Source organism: Chryseobacterium vietnamense, from assembly GCF_031454475.1.
Classification (GTDB): domain Bacteria; phylum Bacteroidota; class Bacteroidia; order Flavobacteriales; family Weeksellaceae; genus Chryseobacterium; species Chryseobacterium vietnamense.
The window spans coordinates 1140599-1158965 of record NZ_JAVDQX010000001.1 but is presented as its reverse complement, the minus strand read 5'-3'; the positions used below and the strand labels follow the sequence as shown (position 1 = coordinate 1158965).

The following is an 18367-nucleotide window of genomic DNA, read 5'->3' as shown; positions in this document are numbered from 1 at the left end:
TTTGTGGTTAAAACATAATTTAAAATTACTTTTAGTTTAAACTTTCAAAAGCTGAGATTTTACCTTCTATGGCTGCTTTTGCTGCAGTAAGCGGGCTGGCAAGAATTGTTCTTGAACCTTGTCCCTGTCTGCCTTCAAAGTTTCTGTTGGAAGTGGAAACACAATATTCTCCTTCCGGGATTTTATCATCATTCATCGCCAGACATGCTGAACATCCCGGCTGACGAATCTGAAATCCTGCATCACTGAATATTTTATCCAGACCTTCCTCATAAATCTGCTTAACCACCTGCTGAGATCCGGGAACAATAAGTGCCTTTACAGCCTCAGATTTGCTTTTCCCTTTAATATACTGAGCCGCAGAGCGGAAATCTTCTATTCTGGCATTGGTACAGCTTCCTATGAAAACATAATTAACTTTGATACTGTTAACTGTTTGTCCAGCCTCCAGTCCCATATATTTCAAAGCTTTCTCTTCAGATTCATTTTGCGGTGCCGGAATAACTTCACGAATTGATATACCCATTCCCGGATTGGTACCGTAAGTAATCATTGGGTAGATGTCTGCAGCATCAAAGCTGAGTTCCTGATCAAAAACAGCTCCTTCATCTGTTTTCAAAGTTTTCCAATAGGCTACTTTTTCATTCCAGTCTTCTCCTTGCGGGGCAAATCTTCTTCCCTTTACGTATTCAAAAGTAGTTTCATCCGGAGCAATCATTCCGCCTCTGGCGCCCATTTCAATACTCATGTTACAGACGGTCATTCTTCCTTCCATTGACATTTCCTCGAAAACATTGCCTGCATATTCACAGAAATATCCTGTTCCGCCGTCTGTCCCTATTTTTGAAATGATATAAAGAATCACATCTTTAGGCTGAACATTTTCATTTAATTTGCCATTAACCGTAATTCTCATTGATTTCGGCTTATTCAGCAATAAACACTGGCTGGCAAATACCTGTGCCACCTGGCTGGTTCCAATCCCGAAGGCAATAGATCCAAATGCGCCGTGGGTAGACGTATGGCTGTCACCACACACAATACTCATTCCCGGCTGGGTAATCCCCAATTCCGGAGCGATGATATGAACAATTCCCTGATATTGATGTCCCAATCCGAAAAGTTCAATATTATTTTTCTTACAATTTTCTGTAAGCTGTTCTACCTGATTTCTTGAAAGTTCATCTTTAATAGGTTCTTCCTGATCTAAAGTAGGTACATTGTGGTCCGCAGTGGCTACAATCTGTTCAGGCCTGAATATTTCCAGATTTCTGGATTCAAGTTCGGCAAAAGCCTGAGGACTTGTTACCTCATGAATAAGATGTTTGTCTATATAAATGATCTGAGGTCCGTCAGGAATGGTTTCTACCACGTGGGCATCCCATACTTTATCAAAAAGTGTCTTTTTATTGTTGTTCATTTTTACTTTATCTTGATTTTAAATCAAACCTATCCTATTTTTCTGGTGAAAGAATCCATCATAACACTCAGATCATCGTTGTCAATTTCTTTTTTAAGATCCGCAATTTTCAAAAATTCCTGATATAGAAAATCGAGTTCATTTTTGGTAACCTCGTAGCCTATATGCTTAAAACGGTAGGCCAATGCTGAACGTCCGCTTCTGGCAGTAAGAATAATTGAAGATGCATTCACACCTACTTCTGCAGGATCAATGATTTCATAAGTTTCCCTGTTTTTAATCACGCCGTCCTGATGAATTCCTGAGCTGTGGGCAAAGGCATTAGCTCCTACAATAGCTTTGTTTGGCTGTACAGACATTCCCATAAGATCAGATACCATTGCACTCATTTCATTCAGCATTCTGGAATTCACATCGGTATGCAGATTCAAATCTTTATGCTGTTTTAAAATCATGACAACTTCCTCCAAAGCTGTATTCCCTGCTCTTTCTCCTAATCCGTTAATGGTACATTCAATCTGACGCGCTCCATTAATCGCTCCGGCAATAGAATTGGCTGTAGCCAGCCCAAGATCATTATGGCAATGGCATGAAAGTACCGCTTTTTCAATTCCTTTTACATTTTCTCTCAGGTACTTTATTTTCTGGCCATATTCTTCCGGCAAACAATATCCTGTAGTATCAGGGATATTCAGGACCGTTGCTCCTGCTTTTATTACCGCTTCACAAACTCTTGCCAGATATTCATTATCCGTTCTTCCGGCATCTTCAGCATAAAATTCTACGTCTTCCACATATGTTTTTGCATACCTTACGGCATCTGCTGCCCTTTCAATAATATCTTCTCTTGTTGAGTTGAATTTATATTTAATATGAGAATCAGAAGTTCCGATTCCTGTGTGGATTCTTGGTTTCTTTGCAAACTTCAGCGCTTCTGCTGCGGTATCAATATCTTTTTTATTGGCTCTTGTGAGTCCGCATACCTTCGCATTTTTCACCAGCTTTGAAATTTCTGAAACAGATTCAAAGTCTCCGGGGCTGGAAATCGGGAATCCCGCCTCGATAATATCAATCCCTAATTCATCAAGCCTTTCAGCAATAATCAGTTTTTGTTCCGTATTCAGTTTGCATCCCGGAACCTGCTCCCCATCTCTCAGTGTCGTATCAAAAATTTCGATTTTTTCGGAATTCATAAGTGAAGTTTTTTACTTAATTTTGGCTCAAAACTACAGCTTGCGATATTTTTTTAATTTCACTTTTTCTGAAAATTACAATATTCAACAGCTCAAAAAACAATTGTATTTATTTATTAATCAACAATTTAATCCCCAAAAATTTACAATGGCAGAATTGCAGAAAGATTTTTTGTTTGTATTGGTAAAGTCATTGACCACCTCTGAAAAAAGACAGTTTAAGCTCTACGTAAACCGGCTCGGAATTAACGTAGATGCCAAATTTCTTTTGTTATTTTCTGAAATGGATAAAATGAAAGAATATGATGAAAGTATTATTATTGAGAAAAAAATATCTACAAAACAACAGCTTTCCAATCTTAAAGCACATCTTTACAAGCAGATTCTTGTCAGTCTCCGAATGAACCCGAGTCATCAGAACTATAGAATCCAGCTTCGTGAGCAGTTGGATTTTGCTAATATCCTGTATCAGAAAGGACTTTACAAACAGGCTTTAAAAATACTCGACAAAACGAAACAGACAGCACTTGAACTGGATGAAAAAAGCATCGCATCGGAGATCATAGACCTTGAAAAAGTAATTGAATCACAATTTATTACACGAAGTATTGAAGGTCGTGCAGAAGAGCTTATCAAACAGTCTCAGGAGATCAGCAAACAAAACCGCTATACTACAAAACTGTCTAATCTTTCCCTGAAATTATACAGCGAAATGCTTACGCATGGGTATGTAAAAAATGATGCAGACCGACAGGAAGTACTGGATATCTTCAACGCTGAAATAAAAAATATTAACCCTGAGAAACTGAATTTCACGGAGAAATTATGGTATTACAAAGCCCACGTCTGGAAAAACCAGCTATTACAGGATTATAAATACACCTTGAAATATGCTTACCAATGGGTAGATCTTTTTCATAAGAAACCAGAAATGATCTACAGCCACCCGGTTTGGTACATCAAAGGGAATACTTACCTCCTGAAAATTCTGTTTTTATACGGGAATATTGATATTCTGGAGGAGCATTTTCAGAATTTCAATACAATGGTGCATGCGGAGAATTTTGTTCAGAATGAGAACCTTCAGTCACTTATTTTCCTTACCCAATATAATACATTGATGAATATTCATTTTGTAAAAGGAGAATTCTTTACAGGAACCAAGCTTATTCCTGAAGTTGAATTAAAAATGGAAAGACTTAGAGAAAGAATTGATGAGCATCATTTTATGATTCTTTACCTCAAAATGGCAGCTATGTTTTTCGGAAGTAAAATGTTTGATAAATCCATTGAGTATTCTATGAGGGTGATAGAATCCAAAGGAAATGTACAGGAAGACCTCCTGTTCCATACACGAATCCTGATCTTAATGGCAAAATATGAGTCTGGAAATGATGAAGATTATGATGAATTTATTGCTTCCACTCTGAAATTTGCTAAAAAAATGAAGAAGCCGGAAGAATTCCATTTTGAAAGCATTCAGTTTTTCAAGAACCTTAATAATCAGGTGCCGGATCAGAGACAGAAAGCATTTGAAAGTTTTGATAAAAAGCTGGAAGAGTATTCGAACAATGAATATTACCGACGATCATTATTCTATATTGACATCCATGGATGGATCAAATCTAAAGTCCAGAATGTGGACGTTATTGAGATTATCAAGCAGAAAGTTAAGTATAAAAGAAAGCATTAAATAATAATACATAAGATTCTATATTACAATATTCTACAATATTTTATCTAATGTAAAATAAAACATAGAAAAAACATTTTTATCTTATCATTAGGTATTAACAGGCCGCTCCTCCGGAGCTTTAATTTTAAAACAAAATACTTTCTATTAACAGTTAGCTCTTATTGGAGTTAGTTTGACCCCATCGGGATCTTCTGTTAATAGACATCATGAAGTCCGGTGAAAATAAAGCTCCGGAGGAGCGACCTGTTCATTATGCTTTGATGTAATCAAACAAGAATGGTTTATTGATACATATTCTCTATAAAATTCAATGCATTTTTGTGACTGATCTTTTCTAACAATTCGGAAGAGAAACGCTTTTCAATTTCTTTATTGATCGCATTAAAAGCAGATGCATCATCGTATCCTTCAAAGAAAAATGGATGCCGGGATTTATCCGGGTGATTTTTGCAGAAGAAAAAATCAGCTCCATAAGCAATCGCATCTTCTGCTCCTAAATCAAGACCGTATTGAATATGTTCATATAACATTTCCGGGTTGGTATCATCAACACAATTACGGATAAAATTGAGTCCGATTAATCCTTTTCTTTTAATGACCTCTTTTGCCAGTTCATCAGGAAGATTTCTTTTTTTATCATGTACCTGTCTGTAATTGGAATGACTTGCCAAAATAGGAATTCTGTAGTTTCTCTGATCTATATAATTAAGAATTCCATAAGCAAGCTGATCACTGGTATGGGCAAGATCAATAGCAATATTTTTCTCTGATAAATAATCCAACAGGACTTTTCCGTCATCTTTAAGCCCTGCATCAGAATTATTTCCACCTCCAAATCGGTTTTCAGTATGATGAGTTATTCCGAGGTAAAGAATCCGCTGTGTTTTTTCAATGATCGCTTCCAGATTTTTAAATCCGTTTTCCAAAGTATCATCTTCGCCACAGAAGCCGGACGCATTTTCAACAGAAGCGATAACCCCTACTTTGCCTGTATTCTCAGGATTCTTATAATTTTCACCATCCCATAAGAAAAAACTTTCATTTTGAAGGAGATCGGAAAATATTTCGCTCTGCTTTGCTCCGTAAACAGTGCTGTTTTTATCTGTTGCGGAGTATATAGCCATCACCTGAAGCTTTACATTCCCTTCCTGTAAATATGGAAGGGAGCAGCCAAGCTCTTTGTCATCGATTAATGACTCCGGCTGCAGTAAATAGCATAATAAATCGCAGTGCAAATCTACATTTATCGTATTCATATTGAAGTGTAATTTATTTGTTTTTAAATAGTTACGAAAAGATAAAAGGTTTTAATAGCAAGAAAACATATATCCAGAAAATCTGAAGTATTTTTCTGTGATCAACCGAATATGGAATTCAATAAGACAAAAACACGTCTTTTTTTCTTTTTTTACTATTAATTCTCATTCTAATTATAAGCTAATATAGTATTTTATCTAAAAATTCCGTATTTTTGCATCTTAAAATTTCTTAGTAAACAATGATAAAAATTACACTTCCAGACAATAGTGTCAAAGAATTCGAGGGAGCAGTGACTCCTCTAGATGTGGCAAAATCTATAAGCGAGGGATTGGCTAGAAACACCATTTCCGCAATTGTTAATGACAAACAAGTAGAAACGACCACACCTATAACCACGGATTCTACGGTACAGCTTTTGACCTGGAATGATGATCTTGGAAAGAAGGCTTTCTGGCACTCTTCTGCCCACCTTTTGGCGCAGGCAATCCTTGAGTTTTATCCTGATGCTAAGTTGACCATTGGTCCAGCTATTGAAAGCGGATTCTACTATGACGTAGATTTCGGGGATGAAAGCTTATCTGAAAAAGATTTTGAAAAGATTGAGAAAAAGATCCTGGAAAACGCAAAGAAAGGTTCTACCTTCTCTCTTTACCCGGTATCCAAAGAAGATGCTTTAAAAACGTATGCAGACAATCCTTACAAAGTGGAACTGATCTCTAATCTTAATGATGGAGAAATCACTTTTGTAACGCACGATAACTTCACAGACTTATGTCGTGGTGGTCACATTCCGAATACAGGAATTGTAAAAGCGGTTAAAATATTAAATGCTGCAGGAGCTTATTGGAGAGGAAATGAAAAGAACCCTCAATTGACAAGAGTATATGGTATTTCTTTCCCTAAGCAGAAAGATCTTACAGAATATCTTGAGAGATTGGAAGAAGCTAAAAGAAGAGATCACAGAAAACTAGGTAAAGAACTTGGAATTTTCGCATTCTCTGAAAAAGTAGGTGCCGGTTTACCACTTTGGTTGCCAAAAGGAACTGCTTTAAGAAGAAAACTGGAAAATTTCCTTTCTGATGCTCAGAAAAAAGGAGGTTATGAATTTGTAATGTCTCCACATATCGGTGCGAAAGAATTATATGTAACTTCAGGACACTGGGATAAATATGGGGAAGACAGTTTCCAGCCGATTAAAACTCCGAATGAAGGAGAAGAATTCCTGCTGAAGCCAATGAACTGTCCTCACCACTGTGAAATTTACAAAACTTCACAATGGAGCTACAGAGATTTGCCGAAAAGATATGCAGAATTCGGTACTGTTTACAGATATGAGCAAAGTGGAGAGCTTCACGGCTTAACAAGAGTTCGTGGATTTACTCAGGATGATGCTCACCTTTTCTGTACTCCGGATCAGCTTTCTGAAGAATTTGAAAAAGTAATTGATTTAACACTTTATGTATTCAAATCTTTAGGTTTTGAAGATTTTGTAACTCAGGTTTCATTAAGAGACCCTGAAAACAAACAAAAATATATCGGTTCTGATGAAAACTGGGAGAAAGCGGAAAGTGCGATCATCAATGCAGCTCAAAAGAAAGGTTTAAAAACAGTTGTGGAATATGGTGAAGCCGCATTCTACGGTCCTAAGCTTGACTTCATGGTGAAAGATGCTTTGGGAAGAAAATGGCAGCTGGGAACTATCCAGGTGGATTATAACCTTCCGGAAAGATTTGATCTTCATTATATCGGAAATGATAATGAAAAACACAGACCGGTAATGATCCACAGAGCACCATTCGGTTCTATGGAGCGTTTTATTGCTATTTTGCTGGAGAATACCGCAGGTGATTTCCCGTTATGGCTAAGCCCGGATCAGTTTATTATTCTACCGATCAGTGAAAAATATGTAGATTATTCAAAAAAAGTTTCACAATTTTTGGAAAATCACGATATTAGCGGTCAGATTGATGACAGAAACGAGAAGACAGGTAAAAAGATCCGTGATGCGGAATTAAATAAAATTCCTTTCATGCTTGTAGTAGGAGAAAATGAAGAAAAAGAAGGCACGATTTCTGTAAGAAGACGTGGAGAAGGAGATCTTGGAGTAATGAAGATGGAGGATTTTGTTGCTTACTTCAAAAAAGAAGCAGCTATATAAAAGACTTTAAAAGATGAATTGATCTTTTAATAATAGAGAAAATAGAAAGTTAACCAATAAAATTATAATACAATAGCACAAAGATTTAACAACAGGGGCCCACAAAGACGTCCGGTACAAGAGGACTTACACTTGATCAACGATAAAATTCGTGTGAGAGAGCTTCGTTTGGTGGGCGATAACGTAGAGCCAGGAATTTATCCAATTGACAAAGCAAGACAAATTGCTGCGGAACAAGAATTGGACTTAGTAGTAATTTCTGATAAAGCAGAACCTTTTATTGCAAGAGTATTAGAATATAAGAAATTCTTATACGAGCAAAAGAAAAAACAAAAGGAACTTAAAGCTAAGCAGGTAAAAGTGGTAGTAAAAGAGATCCGTTTCGGGCCTCAGACTGACGACCATGATTATGAATTCAAAAAGAAGCATGCTGAAAAATTCCTTGAAGAAGGTTCCAAATTAAAGACCTACGTATTTTTTAAAGGACGTTCGATTATCTTTAAGGACCAGGGAGAAATTTTGCTTTTAAAACTTGCTCAGGAACTGGAGCACGTAGGAAAAGTAGACCAGCTTCCTAAACTTGAAGGAAAAAGGATGATTATGATGATGAGTCCTAAAAAACCAGCAAAATAATTAAGTCATTATTTTAATATAAAAAAACCTCAAAGCAATTTGAGGTTTTTTTATGTCAACATTTTAAAGAGATTATCGCGGACTGCTCTTCTGTTTATCCTTCAAAATCTCCACAATCATGCTCTGTGAAAAGAGCTAAAGCTTTTTTGGTGGTAAAATATCTGGATATTCTTTTATTTTTCAGCTCCAGTTTTTCGCCTTCTATTACGAGTTCATAAACGGGAGCTTTATCTATTTGGGTTAAAATATATGTTCTTTCCGGTGTTTTAAAAATCGTTTTGTTTCCTTCATTAGAGTATGAAAAATCATCAATGTCAAAAGTGTCTTTTTCATCACAGACATTGGTCCATCTGATGTGTTTCTTAGTTATAGACAGGCTTGTCAAATCGCATGAATAACAGTTTCCGGAGAATTCTATACCATATTTATCATGTACATTGGCGCTTTTGTTATTCAACAGGTCAATAGGAACTAATGTTGAAAAATCAACTGGTATTTCCAATGTTGCCTGATCATTCTTCATTGGTTCCGGTGCAGAGTTTTCAACTTCTTTTCTGGTATCCGTAGTAGTACTCTTTTCCACTTTTTTGTCTGTAGCAGGTGAGCAGGATGCTAGTAAAGCAGTCACCATTGAAAGGCTGATTATTAAGTTTTTCATTTTTATAAAGTAAAATTACAATATTGGGTTTATCGTTTTGTAAAATTCTCCAAAATCCATCGTTAAAAACATCCCTGTTTTCGGCCATTTATTCGCTATATCAGGCGGTTTTATTGGCTGTTGGTCTGAATACTGATACATTTGCCCAAAAATATAAAAATGAAAATCATCAATCAACTCTTTATATCATCGATGGTTGTTCTTGCAGGATGCAATCAACAGAACAAAAAATCCGAGACTCACAAAACTGAAGGTAAGCAGAAAACAGTAACTCTTGCTGATTTCAAAAAAATAAATGGCGTGGATAATGTTCTGGAAGTACCATTTCAATTATCTACAAAGCTGGATTCTGTACATTTTTTCGTAACTCCTAGTAAAGATGCCGCCCATTTGAAAATCGCTTATGATAAACTTGATAATTATTATGGATTTGAAGAGTTTGAGGACTTCTATTCTATTAACTACAGCATTAATAATAACATTTCAAATAGTATTGAAGCTTTCGTCCTGAAATCAGAATTTACTCCTGCTTATGAACTTACTTTAAAAGGCGTAGATCTTTATGAGATCAGAAGCAGTACTTTTAAAGAATCGAGTGATTCTAAGAATAAATCTTTTAAAAAATTCGGGAGTATTACCGAGATATCAGAACAGGAATTTCAAGCAAATTCTAAAAAACAAATTAGTGAAAAGCTGGTAAAAAACCCCAATATACAATTGCAGGCAGATAACTGGGTATACAAAGAAAATGGCAGAGAAGAAGTAATTACACAACATGAAAGCGTCTCTACAGAGACCGGGCCGCTGGCCAATGAATATATAGGAAGGTCACCATACTTAAACCTGGAAGTATTCAAAGAACATTCTGATGAAGTTGCAGATTCCTATTATTCTTTTTTCAGTATAAAAAATGCAATTATGTTTGAACTGAGTACAGGAGGTTATCCACAGATCCTTCCAACGAAAGGCTGGGTTACCTTTGTCTCATCCAATAATGATGTGGGGAGTGATTTTGTCATTTCTAAATATTTTCCACAAACAAAGAAACAAGATAATCTACTGTACGTAAATTTTACCAATTTCAAAATAGCAGATGATAAAAAGGCATTCTGGACCGATAATGATACCTTTTATGCAGAAGTCTACCCTCGTAATTCTTTTTTTGCCAATGGTAAAAAACAGAAAACGGCTTATATAAAAATCCGGCTGAAGGCTGATCTGTTTTAATGATAAGATAAAAACCCCTGAAATCAGCGAGTGTACAGGGACATAAAGTCTAATATCTTTGCTGCAATTATTTAAAGAGATACAATGAAAAAATTAAGTTTGACCCTTCTTTTTTGTTTACTAAGTTTTATAACTTTTGCACAATCGTTAAAAGTTGTTATTAAACAAGACGGAAAAGTAATTGAACCGGTAAATGATGTTTATGAACTGAAAAAATCTCCTTTTTTATTTGAAATCACGTCTGCCAATCTGGAAGGATTTTTAGTGGGTGCTACAACAAATAAAGATATCTATGCAGGAGCTTTAGGTGTTTTGGATACTGAAGTTCCGTGGTTTCAGAATACGGGTATGGCGGAGGAACTTTACAACAAGGATAAAGAAATGTTTCTGATGGATTCCGCGCCTTCATACTGGTATTATACAGATGCGAAAGATCATAGATTTGACAAAAACCCTAAAGGCAATGCAAAGCAATGGACTGCTACCCGTACGATTACAAGGTTTTATGATATTATGGTAGATCAGCCTATTAATTTAAAAGATTTTAATGGCAGTGTTTTCATACTGATGTACCAGCCGGTTTATAATGAAGAATATGATTTAGTAGACAAAAAGAACCTGTTTCAGGCTGCGTTGAAATTCAAAGATTAAGAGAACACACCCGATTATTTGATTATATAAAAAAGGTCTGCTTTTACGATGTAAGCAGGCCTTTTTTTAGATAATTGTTTTATTCGATGATCAAACCATATTCTATCGCTAATTTTATGGCTGAACTCAGGTTAGAAGTCTGGAATTTTTCGATCAGATTTTTCCGGTGGCTTTCTACGGTGTGCGGACTTATAAAAAGCTTTTCTGCCATTTGATTGGTGGTAAGTCCTTTTGCTGCTTCACCCAGAATTTCCTTTTCTCTTCGTGTCAGTTTCGGAACCTGACTTAATCCACCCATTGTTTTTTTGTCCAGAACAGCTTTGGTTTGAGAACATAAAAACCTGTTACCGGAATATACTGTGGTAATTCCTTCAAGGATTTCGGAAACCGAAGCATTTTTTTGAATATATCCCTGAGCACCTTCAGCCAGAGTACTGTTGATGACGGGCAGCTCATTATGAACACTCAGGATAATAACCTGAAGGCCGCTGTACTTTTTCTTTAATGGTTTGATGAGTTCAATGCTGTTGGTATCTACCAGATTGATGTCCAGCAACAAAATGTCAACTGCCTGTTTTGCAAGGCCTGCATTCATTTCTGAGACGTTTTTGAAACAATCTACCACATCTATTGTTTCACTGTTTCCTAAAATATTTTTAAGTCCTTCCAATAGAAGCGGATGATCGTCTGTTATGGCTACTTTTATCATGTTTAATGAATAGGGATTTGAAGTTCTATACTCGTACCAATATGTAATTCTGAAGTGATATTCATAGTTCCTTTTAAAAACTGGACTCTAAGTTCAATATTATGAAAACCTGCTGTTTTTCTAACGTCTAAGCCTGTATGGTCAAAGCCTTTTCCGTTATCCTCTACGGTAAGGTTTAACAGATTGTCTTCTTCGCTTATCTGAACAATAATTTCAGAAGGATCAGCATGCTTTATAGCATTGTTAACCAGCTCTTGAATGATTCTGTAAATAACCAGCTGCTTTTCCTTCGATATGGAATTGCTGTAATTGATAAACTCTGTATGGATTTCCAGAGCATGATTGGAAATTCGGGAAGCAAACTCCTGAATGGCTACTTCCAGACCGTATTTTGTTAATAAATCAGGCATTAAATTATGTGCCACCCGTCTTAGTTCTTCTACAGCACCATCAATCTGTTCAATTGATTTTGAGATTCCTTCTTCTATATTTTCGGATTGATCAGGATTTAAATAAGACAGTTGATGCTTCGTACCGGAAAGCAGACCTCCCAATCCGTCATGAAGATCACGGGCAAGACGGCCACGCTCCTGCTCCTGCCCCTCAAGCAATGCGGTAAGCGTAGATATTTTCGAGTTTTGTTTCTCCTGTTCCATGGCTAAAGCATGCAGTTCATCTCTCCGTTTAATGGACTTAGCACGCTGTTTATAGGCATACAGCAATAAGAGGATCAAAACAATGAAAAAGATAATAAAAGAAATGTAGTAGGTATTGATCTTTTCCTTGAATGCCAGAAGCTTTTTAAAGGTATTAATATCGTTATTCTTCTGCCGGGTTTCCAGTTTTGCCAAACGAAGCTGCTGTTCTTTTTTCTCGGATTCAAGTTCTGAAAACTTCAGTCGCTCACGCTGGTTTTCTTCTACCAGTTTTAAGTTGTTGTAGACCTGTTCACGCTGCGCGCGCAAAATATTGATCAGCTTAATTTCCTGGGCTTTCTTGTCACTTTCCAGCTGCAGCTTGATGTATTTCTGTTCCTGCCGTTCTTTATCAAATTGTGATTCCAATCTTTTGGTGATATCCAGTTTTTCCTGATCGTAAACACTTTTGTATTGATCAACATAGCTTTTATAATAGGTCAAAGCTTCTTTGTAATTACCCTGCTCTTCACTGATTCTGGATAAAGATTCAAGAATGGACAATTCGATATTATGATCTCTTACCGGACTTTTTCCAATCTCCATGGAAGCTTTCAGAAAATATGACTTGGCTAAATCATAATTTTTATCCTGTAAGGCCAATTCTGCCAAAATTCCAAAAGAAGAAGCAATGTGAATGGGATCACCAATTTCCAGACTGACTGTATTGGCTAACTGCGCATATTGCATGGCCTTACCACTGTCAAATTCAGTATATAAATTCGCCAGGTTGATGGCTGCATAGGAAAGACTGCTCCTGTTGAGCATCCTGTCTTTATTTTTGTTGAACGTTGTGATTGCCTGCAGATAATATTGCTCTGTTTTATTTCTCAACTCTGTATTGGAAGGATTCTCAGTGTATTTTTGTTCATACACATAACCCATCCGCATATAGGCGTCGAATATAAGATTGGGATCATTCTGTTTGGATGCCAGCACCAGAAACTGCTTACTGTATTTTTCTTCCAGCTGGTATTCATTAAGATTGGAGTAAATCGCAGACAGTTCTTTTGCTACGTTGCCAAACCTTCCGTACAGTGTGGAAGTCGTTGGAGCATTTTCATAATATTCAATCGCTTTTAAATAGGCAGTAACGGCTTCAGTTGTTTTATTGTTTCGGGTGAGAATCCAGCCTTTTGCGTAATTGAAATAGCCTTTAGCCTCATTATTATTTGTTTTAAAGCTGTATGCCTTTGCCATATCGAGACTTTTTGAAGACTCAGCTATTTTATTATCCAGCCGATAATTCATGGCCTGCACCGCATATAAAATTGTAGCATACTTTCCATCCGTCTGCCTTGTAGCAAGGGAAATATTAATATCTAAAATCTGGTAAGATTTTGGCTTAAGATTATGAAAGAATAAAGCTGTAGCGTACTTGGGAGCAAGGTTGAGCTGTTCAATCGTATTGTCTGATGCATGGCTGTATTCTCTTTCTAATTTGCTTAAAACCTCCTGTGCCTGAACAAAAAACGAACAAATAAGTAAAGTAATTATAAGTAATAACCTGTGCATCAAATCCTTATCTTTATTAAATTGCATTCCATTAAGGAAAGTAAATATAGGTAAATCCCTGCTAATCTATTTCGAAGCCATGCTTTTCTGCAAAAGATCTCCATTTCAGATATTTCTTTTCATTTTTAAAGACCGGATCTTCACCATAGTAATGTAGTAAACGTTGAGTAGCATATTCGTAGGCACTGTAAGTGTTGGCTTGTTCAAAATACTTAATGGCTTTCTTCAGATCTGTCTTTACTCCCATACCCAATTCGTAGATAATGCCGTAATAAATACCTGAATATGACTGATCATAGTCTTTCTTTAAGTACACCAAAAGGTTTTTATAATCTCTTAACTGATAATAGATTTCTGAGATTTTATCGTAATTGTAGGTGTATTTTTTCTCAGCTTTCTGATAAAAATCCAAAGCTTTATTGTAATCCTGCAGCACATGTTCTCCAAAATAATACAAATCACCCAGGTTGACAAGTGCCATTTCATCACCAAGTTCAGCACTCTTCTCATAGGCCTGAATTGCTTTTTTGATATTAAAAGAATACCCTATATCGTTGTGGTATAAAGCCCCGATATTGTTCCAGGCTACAGGATGGTTTCGTTGTGCCGCTTTTTCGTAATATCTGATACCTTTTTGCGGATCAAACAATGATTCTATTTCAGGGTCGGTCAACAGTAGTCCTATTTCTACCAGGCTGTCCATATCCCCTTTTTGAGCAGATAACTCAAACAGACGAAGTGCTTCGTGGTAATTTTGATTTTCTCTTGCATCAAAAGCCATTTTTTTAATGGTTTCGGCCTCCATGAACTGTTCAGCATCTTTACCAGCCTGACTTTTCCAACGGTTATAAAAGCCAGTAAAGTATTCCAAATCCTTTCCCCGGAATGAATACCTGTCCAGATAAATAGCCCCATATCCGGAAATTTCTACCCGATGAATACTTTTATCCTCGTGCATTCTGAACATATTTTCACCCTGATACAGAAACAATAAACCTTCTTCCGTTCTGTAATTCAAAGGATTGGAAATATAATCATATAATTTCTCCGACAGACCATTCTCAAAATCAAACAACTGATACCCTTCATATTTTTGAACTGATAAAAATCCATTTTCCAGATAGTGAATCTGTTTAATTTCCGGTTGGGGAGCGATCAGCCAGTTTTCATTACCGGCATCAAAAAGCCCTGACCCTCTGTTGGTTTCCAGAATGAACACATTGTTTTTATATCCGCCATTGGATTCTGCTCTTACTTTACTGATAGATTCATTTTCTAACAGGAAGCGATGTTTTAAAGCATGATAAATCTTCCAATTTTTGTCTTTACGAACAGCAAGGGTTTCAAAATTATCGATTAAAATCAGCTGATCCGCTTCGTCTATGATAGGTTGGCCTTTTTTATCAATCAACCTGCCTTTCTTATTAAACTTGTTCGGTTTAATCCAGAAACAGGTACTTGCTTTTGAGATACTTCCTTCTAAAAAATCTCCCAGATAGTTTCCTTCTTTCGTATAATATTTTCGTTTGCCTGTGCCTTTTTGTCTGGCGAAAAATAATTCGGGGAAATAATCGTACTCAAAAGGGCTTTCACTTTCAACAGGAATAATCAGTCCGTTTTTATCGCTGTAAACTCCAAACTTTCCATCTTTTCCTATGCTAAAGAATCCATAGGCTATTCTTTCAATAGCATCATATTCCGCAGGTACCATCCATGTGTTTGAATGGATTTTTAAAATCCCTGATTTGCCATTCACTTTCACTTCGCCTAAAGGTTCCTGTCCAAAATCGAATACATCAAAAGCCTCTTCATATACCGGAGAAACCCACTCTTTTCCGTCACTTTGCAGGTAACCGAACAATGTTCCTTTCTGAATTACCGATATACCGTAATGATAATCTTCTTCAAAAATATCATCATAAACTGCCGGAGCTAAAATGCCCCCTTTCGCATCTTTAAGACCAAACTTTCCGTTTTCTTCGAAAGTCGTAGATGCAGCTTTTTTATAGGCTAGCTCTTCAAAATATCCCAATCCGTAATTAATCCAGTCAGTTTCTAAAATTTCGAGAAATGAAGAATATCCCGTCTGCGGCAACAAAGAATCCAGCAGCGAAAGTTTCTGAGATTCCACAGCTTTTTTATACAGTTTGTTTTTGTGCTGAATTTCTACCAGCCATTCCTTTGCCTGCGCCTTATGTTTTTCTTCGTTCATATTGAAAACGTCTGTTGCATTCAATACAAAAGTGTCATAAGGTAAAGCTTCCAGGAACTCAAACATTTTATTTACAGGTTCGTAATAAGCTTTCTTGTAATGCAGCTGATAGATATCTGCCAGCAGATTGAAAAAATAACGCAACTGAACAATGCCCTGATTTTTATCTGAGAAAAATTCAACGCCTTCCACTTTGATGTCTTGTGCCAGCAAAGGATACAGCAATAAGGGAATTTCATAATTCCACTCTCCTAGGTAGCTATTGAATCTCTGATTTGATTTTTGATCGTAATTGTATAAATAAATCCGGTGTGCCATACGTTCATTTTATCATGCCGGAAAAGCATTACAGCATTTCCTGTTACAATGATTTTGTGAAATTAAATAATACTATTTTATGAAAAGGTGATCTAAAGAAGGGTTGTTAAGTATATTCAGGTAATTCTTAAAATTTGTTTTTTCAGGATTCTTACAATGGGTGAAAATTACTAAAATGAGACTCATCTAAATTACTTTTACAGCTTCTCCTTCACTCCATTTTATTTGGCTAGTGTTTTTACCCATAGTTTTTTAGTGTTTATTCGAAATAAGAATTTATCTTTTATTGGGTGTGAAAAAGAAAGCTATAAAAGTTATAATTACTATTGATCTGAGAGAAAGGTTTTACACCGTTTTATCCTGGTCAATTTTTGAGTCAAAGATAAAAATAGAGACTGTGCAAAAACATCCCTGATATCAGTGGTTTTTAGTCTATTCCATTTTATTATACTGCATTGCATCTTCTTTTTATGGCATATAGATTTCAGCCTGTTCAAACAGGATCATGTAACAATAAAATGCTGTTAAGACCACTCCGATAAGGCCGGAAATAAGAAATATAAGAAGGTAATACACTCCTTTTTTATCTTTCTTTTGTATAAAATTGATAATGAAACTAATCAACGTGCACAAAAATCCTGCTCCGAAAAAAATAATTAAGACAGCAAGAAATAACGCTCTTTCAAGGTGTAAATCTGCAGATGAAAGCATAACAGTTTAAATTTACAGGTTAATCTTCAATATTAGAGAGAACCGGCTAATACTACAATCCCGATTATCAGGTATATTTTATCCTGTCATAATTTTTTGAGTAATATTTCTTCATAACATAAATATTTTCATTCCATCTGTTATTTAATTAATACTATCTGTACATTATTATTGTCTGGAATTTTTAATTAATTATTGTCATAAATCAAGATTTTGAAGATATCTTCCAGGTGGATTTTCGATTAAAAGAACTCAACTTATTAATGAACCGTTTCCTTAAACGGTTTTTATTGACATGATAAAATCAAGATTATAACCCTTCGAATTGATTTTTTTCTTATCTTTGCAAACTATTATTCCTAATGTCTTTAGGAGTAGCCAAAACAGATATTGATAACAAAAACAATAAAAAAGCAAAACAATGCCAAAATTAAAAACGAAATCAGGTGCTAAGAAACGTTTTGCTCTTACTGGAACAGGTAAGATCAAAAGAAAAAACGCTTACAAAAGCCACATCTTAACTAAGAAAGAAACTAAGCAGAAGAGAAATCTTACGTCTACTTCTTACGTAGCTAAAGTGGATGAGAAAAGCGTTCAACGTCAATTAGCAATTAAGTAGTTTTTATAAATCTATATTCGGTTTATAAGAATTCAAACAAATTCACAATTTTAACCCTGAAACGGTGCAAATAAGAGCAATAACACTGCCGCCCTTTTCAAAAAAACAATTTAAATTATGCCAAGATCAGTAAATGCCGTAGCTTCAAGAGCTCGCAGAAAGAAAATTTTTAAGCACGCTAAAGGTTATTTCGGAAGAAGAAAGAACGTTTGGACTGTAGCTAAAAACGCGGTAGAAAAAGCAATGCAATATGCTTACCGTGGTAGAAAAGAGAAAAAGAGAAATTTCAGAGCACTTTGGATCACTCGTATCAACGCGGGAACTAGAGAGCACGGAATGTCTTACTCTCAATTTATGGGAGCTCTTAAAAAGAACAACATCGAACTTAACAGAAAAGTTTTAGCAGATTTAGCAATGAATCACCCTGAAGCTTTCAAAGCTGTTGTAGATCAAGTAAAATAATGTAGAATAGATTTTGTTATCAATATAAGTCCCGGGTTTTCCCGGGATTTTTTTGTTATATACAATTTGTTATAGGTCAATCCCACTCTAATTGCCATATCAACAGTAAACTTTATGAGATAGCATTCACAAAAGATGAATGTATCATTAAACATATTTAATAATAAAGAAAAATTTACCTAAATTTTATTCATTTAGCGAATTTTAATCTAATACAATAATAAATTTAA

General features: G+C 35.8%; 15 protein-coding genes. 7 read left to right on the top strand and 8 right to left on the bottom strand.

Annotated features, from left to right (window positions below):
• Positions 1–31 precede the first annotated feature (31 nt).
• Positions 32–1420, bottom strand: a complete 1389-nt coding sequence (leuC, locus tag J2786_RS05130) for a 3-isopropylmalate dehydratase large subunit (protein WP_047430711.1) — start codon at positions 1418–1420, stop codon at positions 32–34.
• A 29-nt stretch (positions 1421–1449) separates the two neighbouring features.
• Positions 1450–2613 carry a 2-isopropylmalate synthase gene (locus J2786_RS05125; RefSeq protein WP_082001952.1) on the bottom strand — a complete coding sequence of 388 codons (1164 nt, stop codon included), beginning with the start codon at positions 2611–2613 and terminating at the stop codon, positions 1450–1452.
• A gap of 148 nt (positions 2614–2761) precedes the next feature.
• Here J2786_RS05125 and J2786_RS05120 point away from each other — a divergent pair, with 148 nt between their 5' ends.
• Positions 2762–4306: a hypothetical protein gene (locus J2786_RS05120; protein ID WP_047430713.1), complete on the top strand. Its 1545-nt coding sequence runs from the start codon at positions 2762–2764 to the stop codon at positions 4304–4306.
• A gap of 284 nt (positions 4307–4590) precedes the next feature.
• Here the strand turns inward: J2786_RS05120 and J2786_RS05115 are convergent, their stop codons facing one another.
• Positions 4591–5565 (bottom strand): dipeptidase, encoded by a 975-nt coding sequence (locus J2786_RS05115; protein WP_047430715.1) that lies wholly within the window; start codon positions 5563–5565, stop codon positions 4591–4593.
• Between the two features lie 242 nt (positions 5566–5807).
• Between J2786_RS05115 and thrS the strand changes: the two genes are divergently transcribed.
• Both thrS and infC read left to right on the top strand, forming a co-directional pair.
• The gene (gene thrS, locus J2786_RS05110; protein ID WP_047430716.1) at positions 5808–7727 is read left to right on the top strand and encodes a threonine--tRNA ligase; all 1920 of its coding nucleotides are present in this window, start codon (positions 5808–5810) and stop codon (positions 7725–7727) included.
• A 132-nt stretch (positions 7728–7859) separates the two neighbouring features.
• Positions 7860–8360 (top strand): translation initiation factor IF-3, encoded by a 501-nt coding sequence (infC, locus tag J2786_RS05105; RefSeq protein WP_027372223.1) that lies wholly within the window; start codon positions 7860–7862, stop codon positions 8358–8360.
• A 94-nt stretch (positions 8361–8454) separates the two neighbouring features.
• On the opposite strand, the gene J2786_RS05100 is transcribed toward infC, so the two are convergent.
• Positions 8455–9018 (bottom strand): hypothetical protein, encoded by a 564-nt coding sequence (locus J2786_RS05100; protein WP_047430718.1) that lies wholly within the window; start codon positions 9016–9018, stop codon positions 8455–8457.
• A 159-nt stretch (positions 9019–9177) separates the two neighbouring features.
• On the opposite strand from J2786_RS05100, the gene J2786_RS05095 reads away from it, so the two are divergent.
• On the top strand, positions 9178–10245 hold the full coding sequence (locus tag J2786_RS05095; RefSeq protein ID WP_047430720.1) for a hypothetical protein: 1068 nt from the start codon (positions 9178–9180) through the stop codon (positions 10243–10245).
• Positions 10246–10329: 84 nt separating this feature from the next.
• The gene (locus J2786_RS05090) at positions 10330–10896 is read left to right on the top strand and encodes a hypothetical protein (protein ID WP_047430721.1); all 567 of its coding nucleotides are present in this window, start codon (positions 10330–10332) and stop codon (positions 10894–10896) included.
• Positions 10897–10975: 79 nt separating this feature from the next.
• Here J2786_RS05090 and J2786_RS05085 read toward each other — a convergent pair whose 3' ends face one another.
• The 4 genes from J2786_RS05085 to J2786_RS05070 form a co-directional block, all read right to left on the bottom strand.
• Complete coding sequence (locus J2786_RS05085) at positions 10976–11605, bottom strand: response regulator transcription factor (RefSeq protein WP_047430723.1); 630 nt, start codon at positions 11603–11605, stop codon at positions 10976–10978.
• Between the two features lie 2 nt (positions 11606–11607).
• Positions 11608–13815 carry a histidine kinase gene (locus J2786_RS05080; RefSeq protein WP_052187048.1) on the bottom strand — a complete coding sequence of 736 codons (2208 nt, stop codon included), beginning with the start codon at positions 13813–13815 and terminating at the stop codon, positions 11608–11610.
• Between the two features lie 61 nt (positions 13816–13876).
• Positions 13877–16345, bottom strand: coding sequence for a tetratricopeptide repeat protein (locus J2786_RS05075; protein WP_047430726.1), 2469 nt, complete (start codon positions 16343–16345; stop codon positions 13877–13879).
• 468 nt (positions 16346–16813) lie between these two features.
• Positions 16814–17056: a hypothetical protein gene (locus J2786_RS05070; RefSeq protein ID WP_047430727.1), complete on the bottom strand. Its 243-nt coding sequence runs from the start codon at positions 17054–17056 to the stop codon at positions 16814–16816.
• Positions 17057–17477: 421 nt separating this feature from the next.
• Here J2786_RS05070 and rpmI point away from each other — a divergent pair, with 421 nt between their 5' ends.
• On the top strand, positions 17478–17675 hold the full coding sequence (rpmI, locus tag J2786_RS05065) for a 50S ribosomal protein L35 (RefSeq protein WP_034694453.1): 198 nt from the start codon (positions 17478–17480) through the stop codon (positions 17673–17675).
• A 117-nt stretch (positions 17676–17792) separates the two neighbouring features.
• Entirely contained in the window at positions 17793–18137 is a 345-nt protein-coding gene (gene rplT, locus J2786_RS05060) for a 50S ribosomal protein L20 (RefSeq protein ID WP_002979659.1), read from the top strand.
• Positions 18138–18367 lie beyond the last annotated feature (230 nt).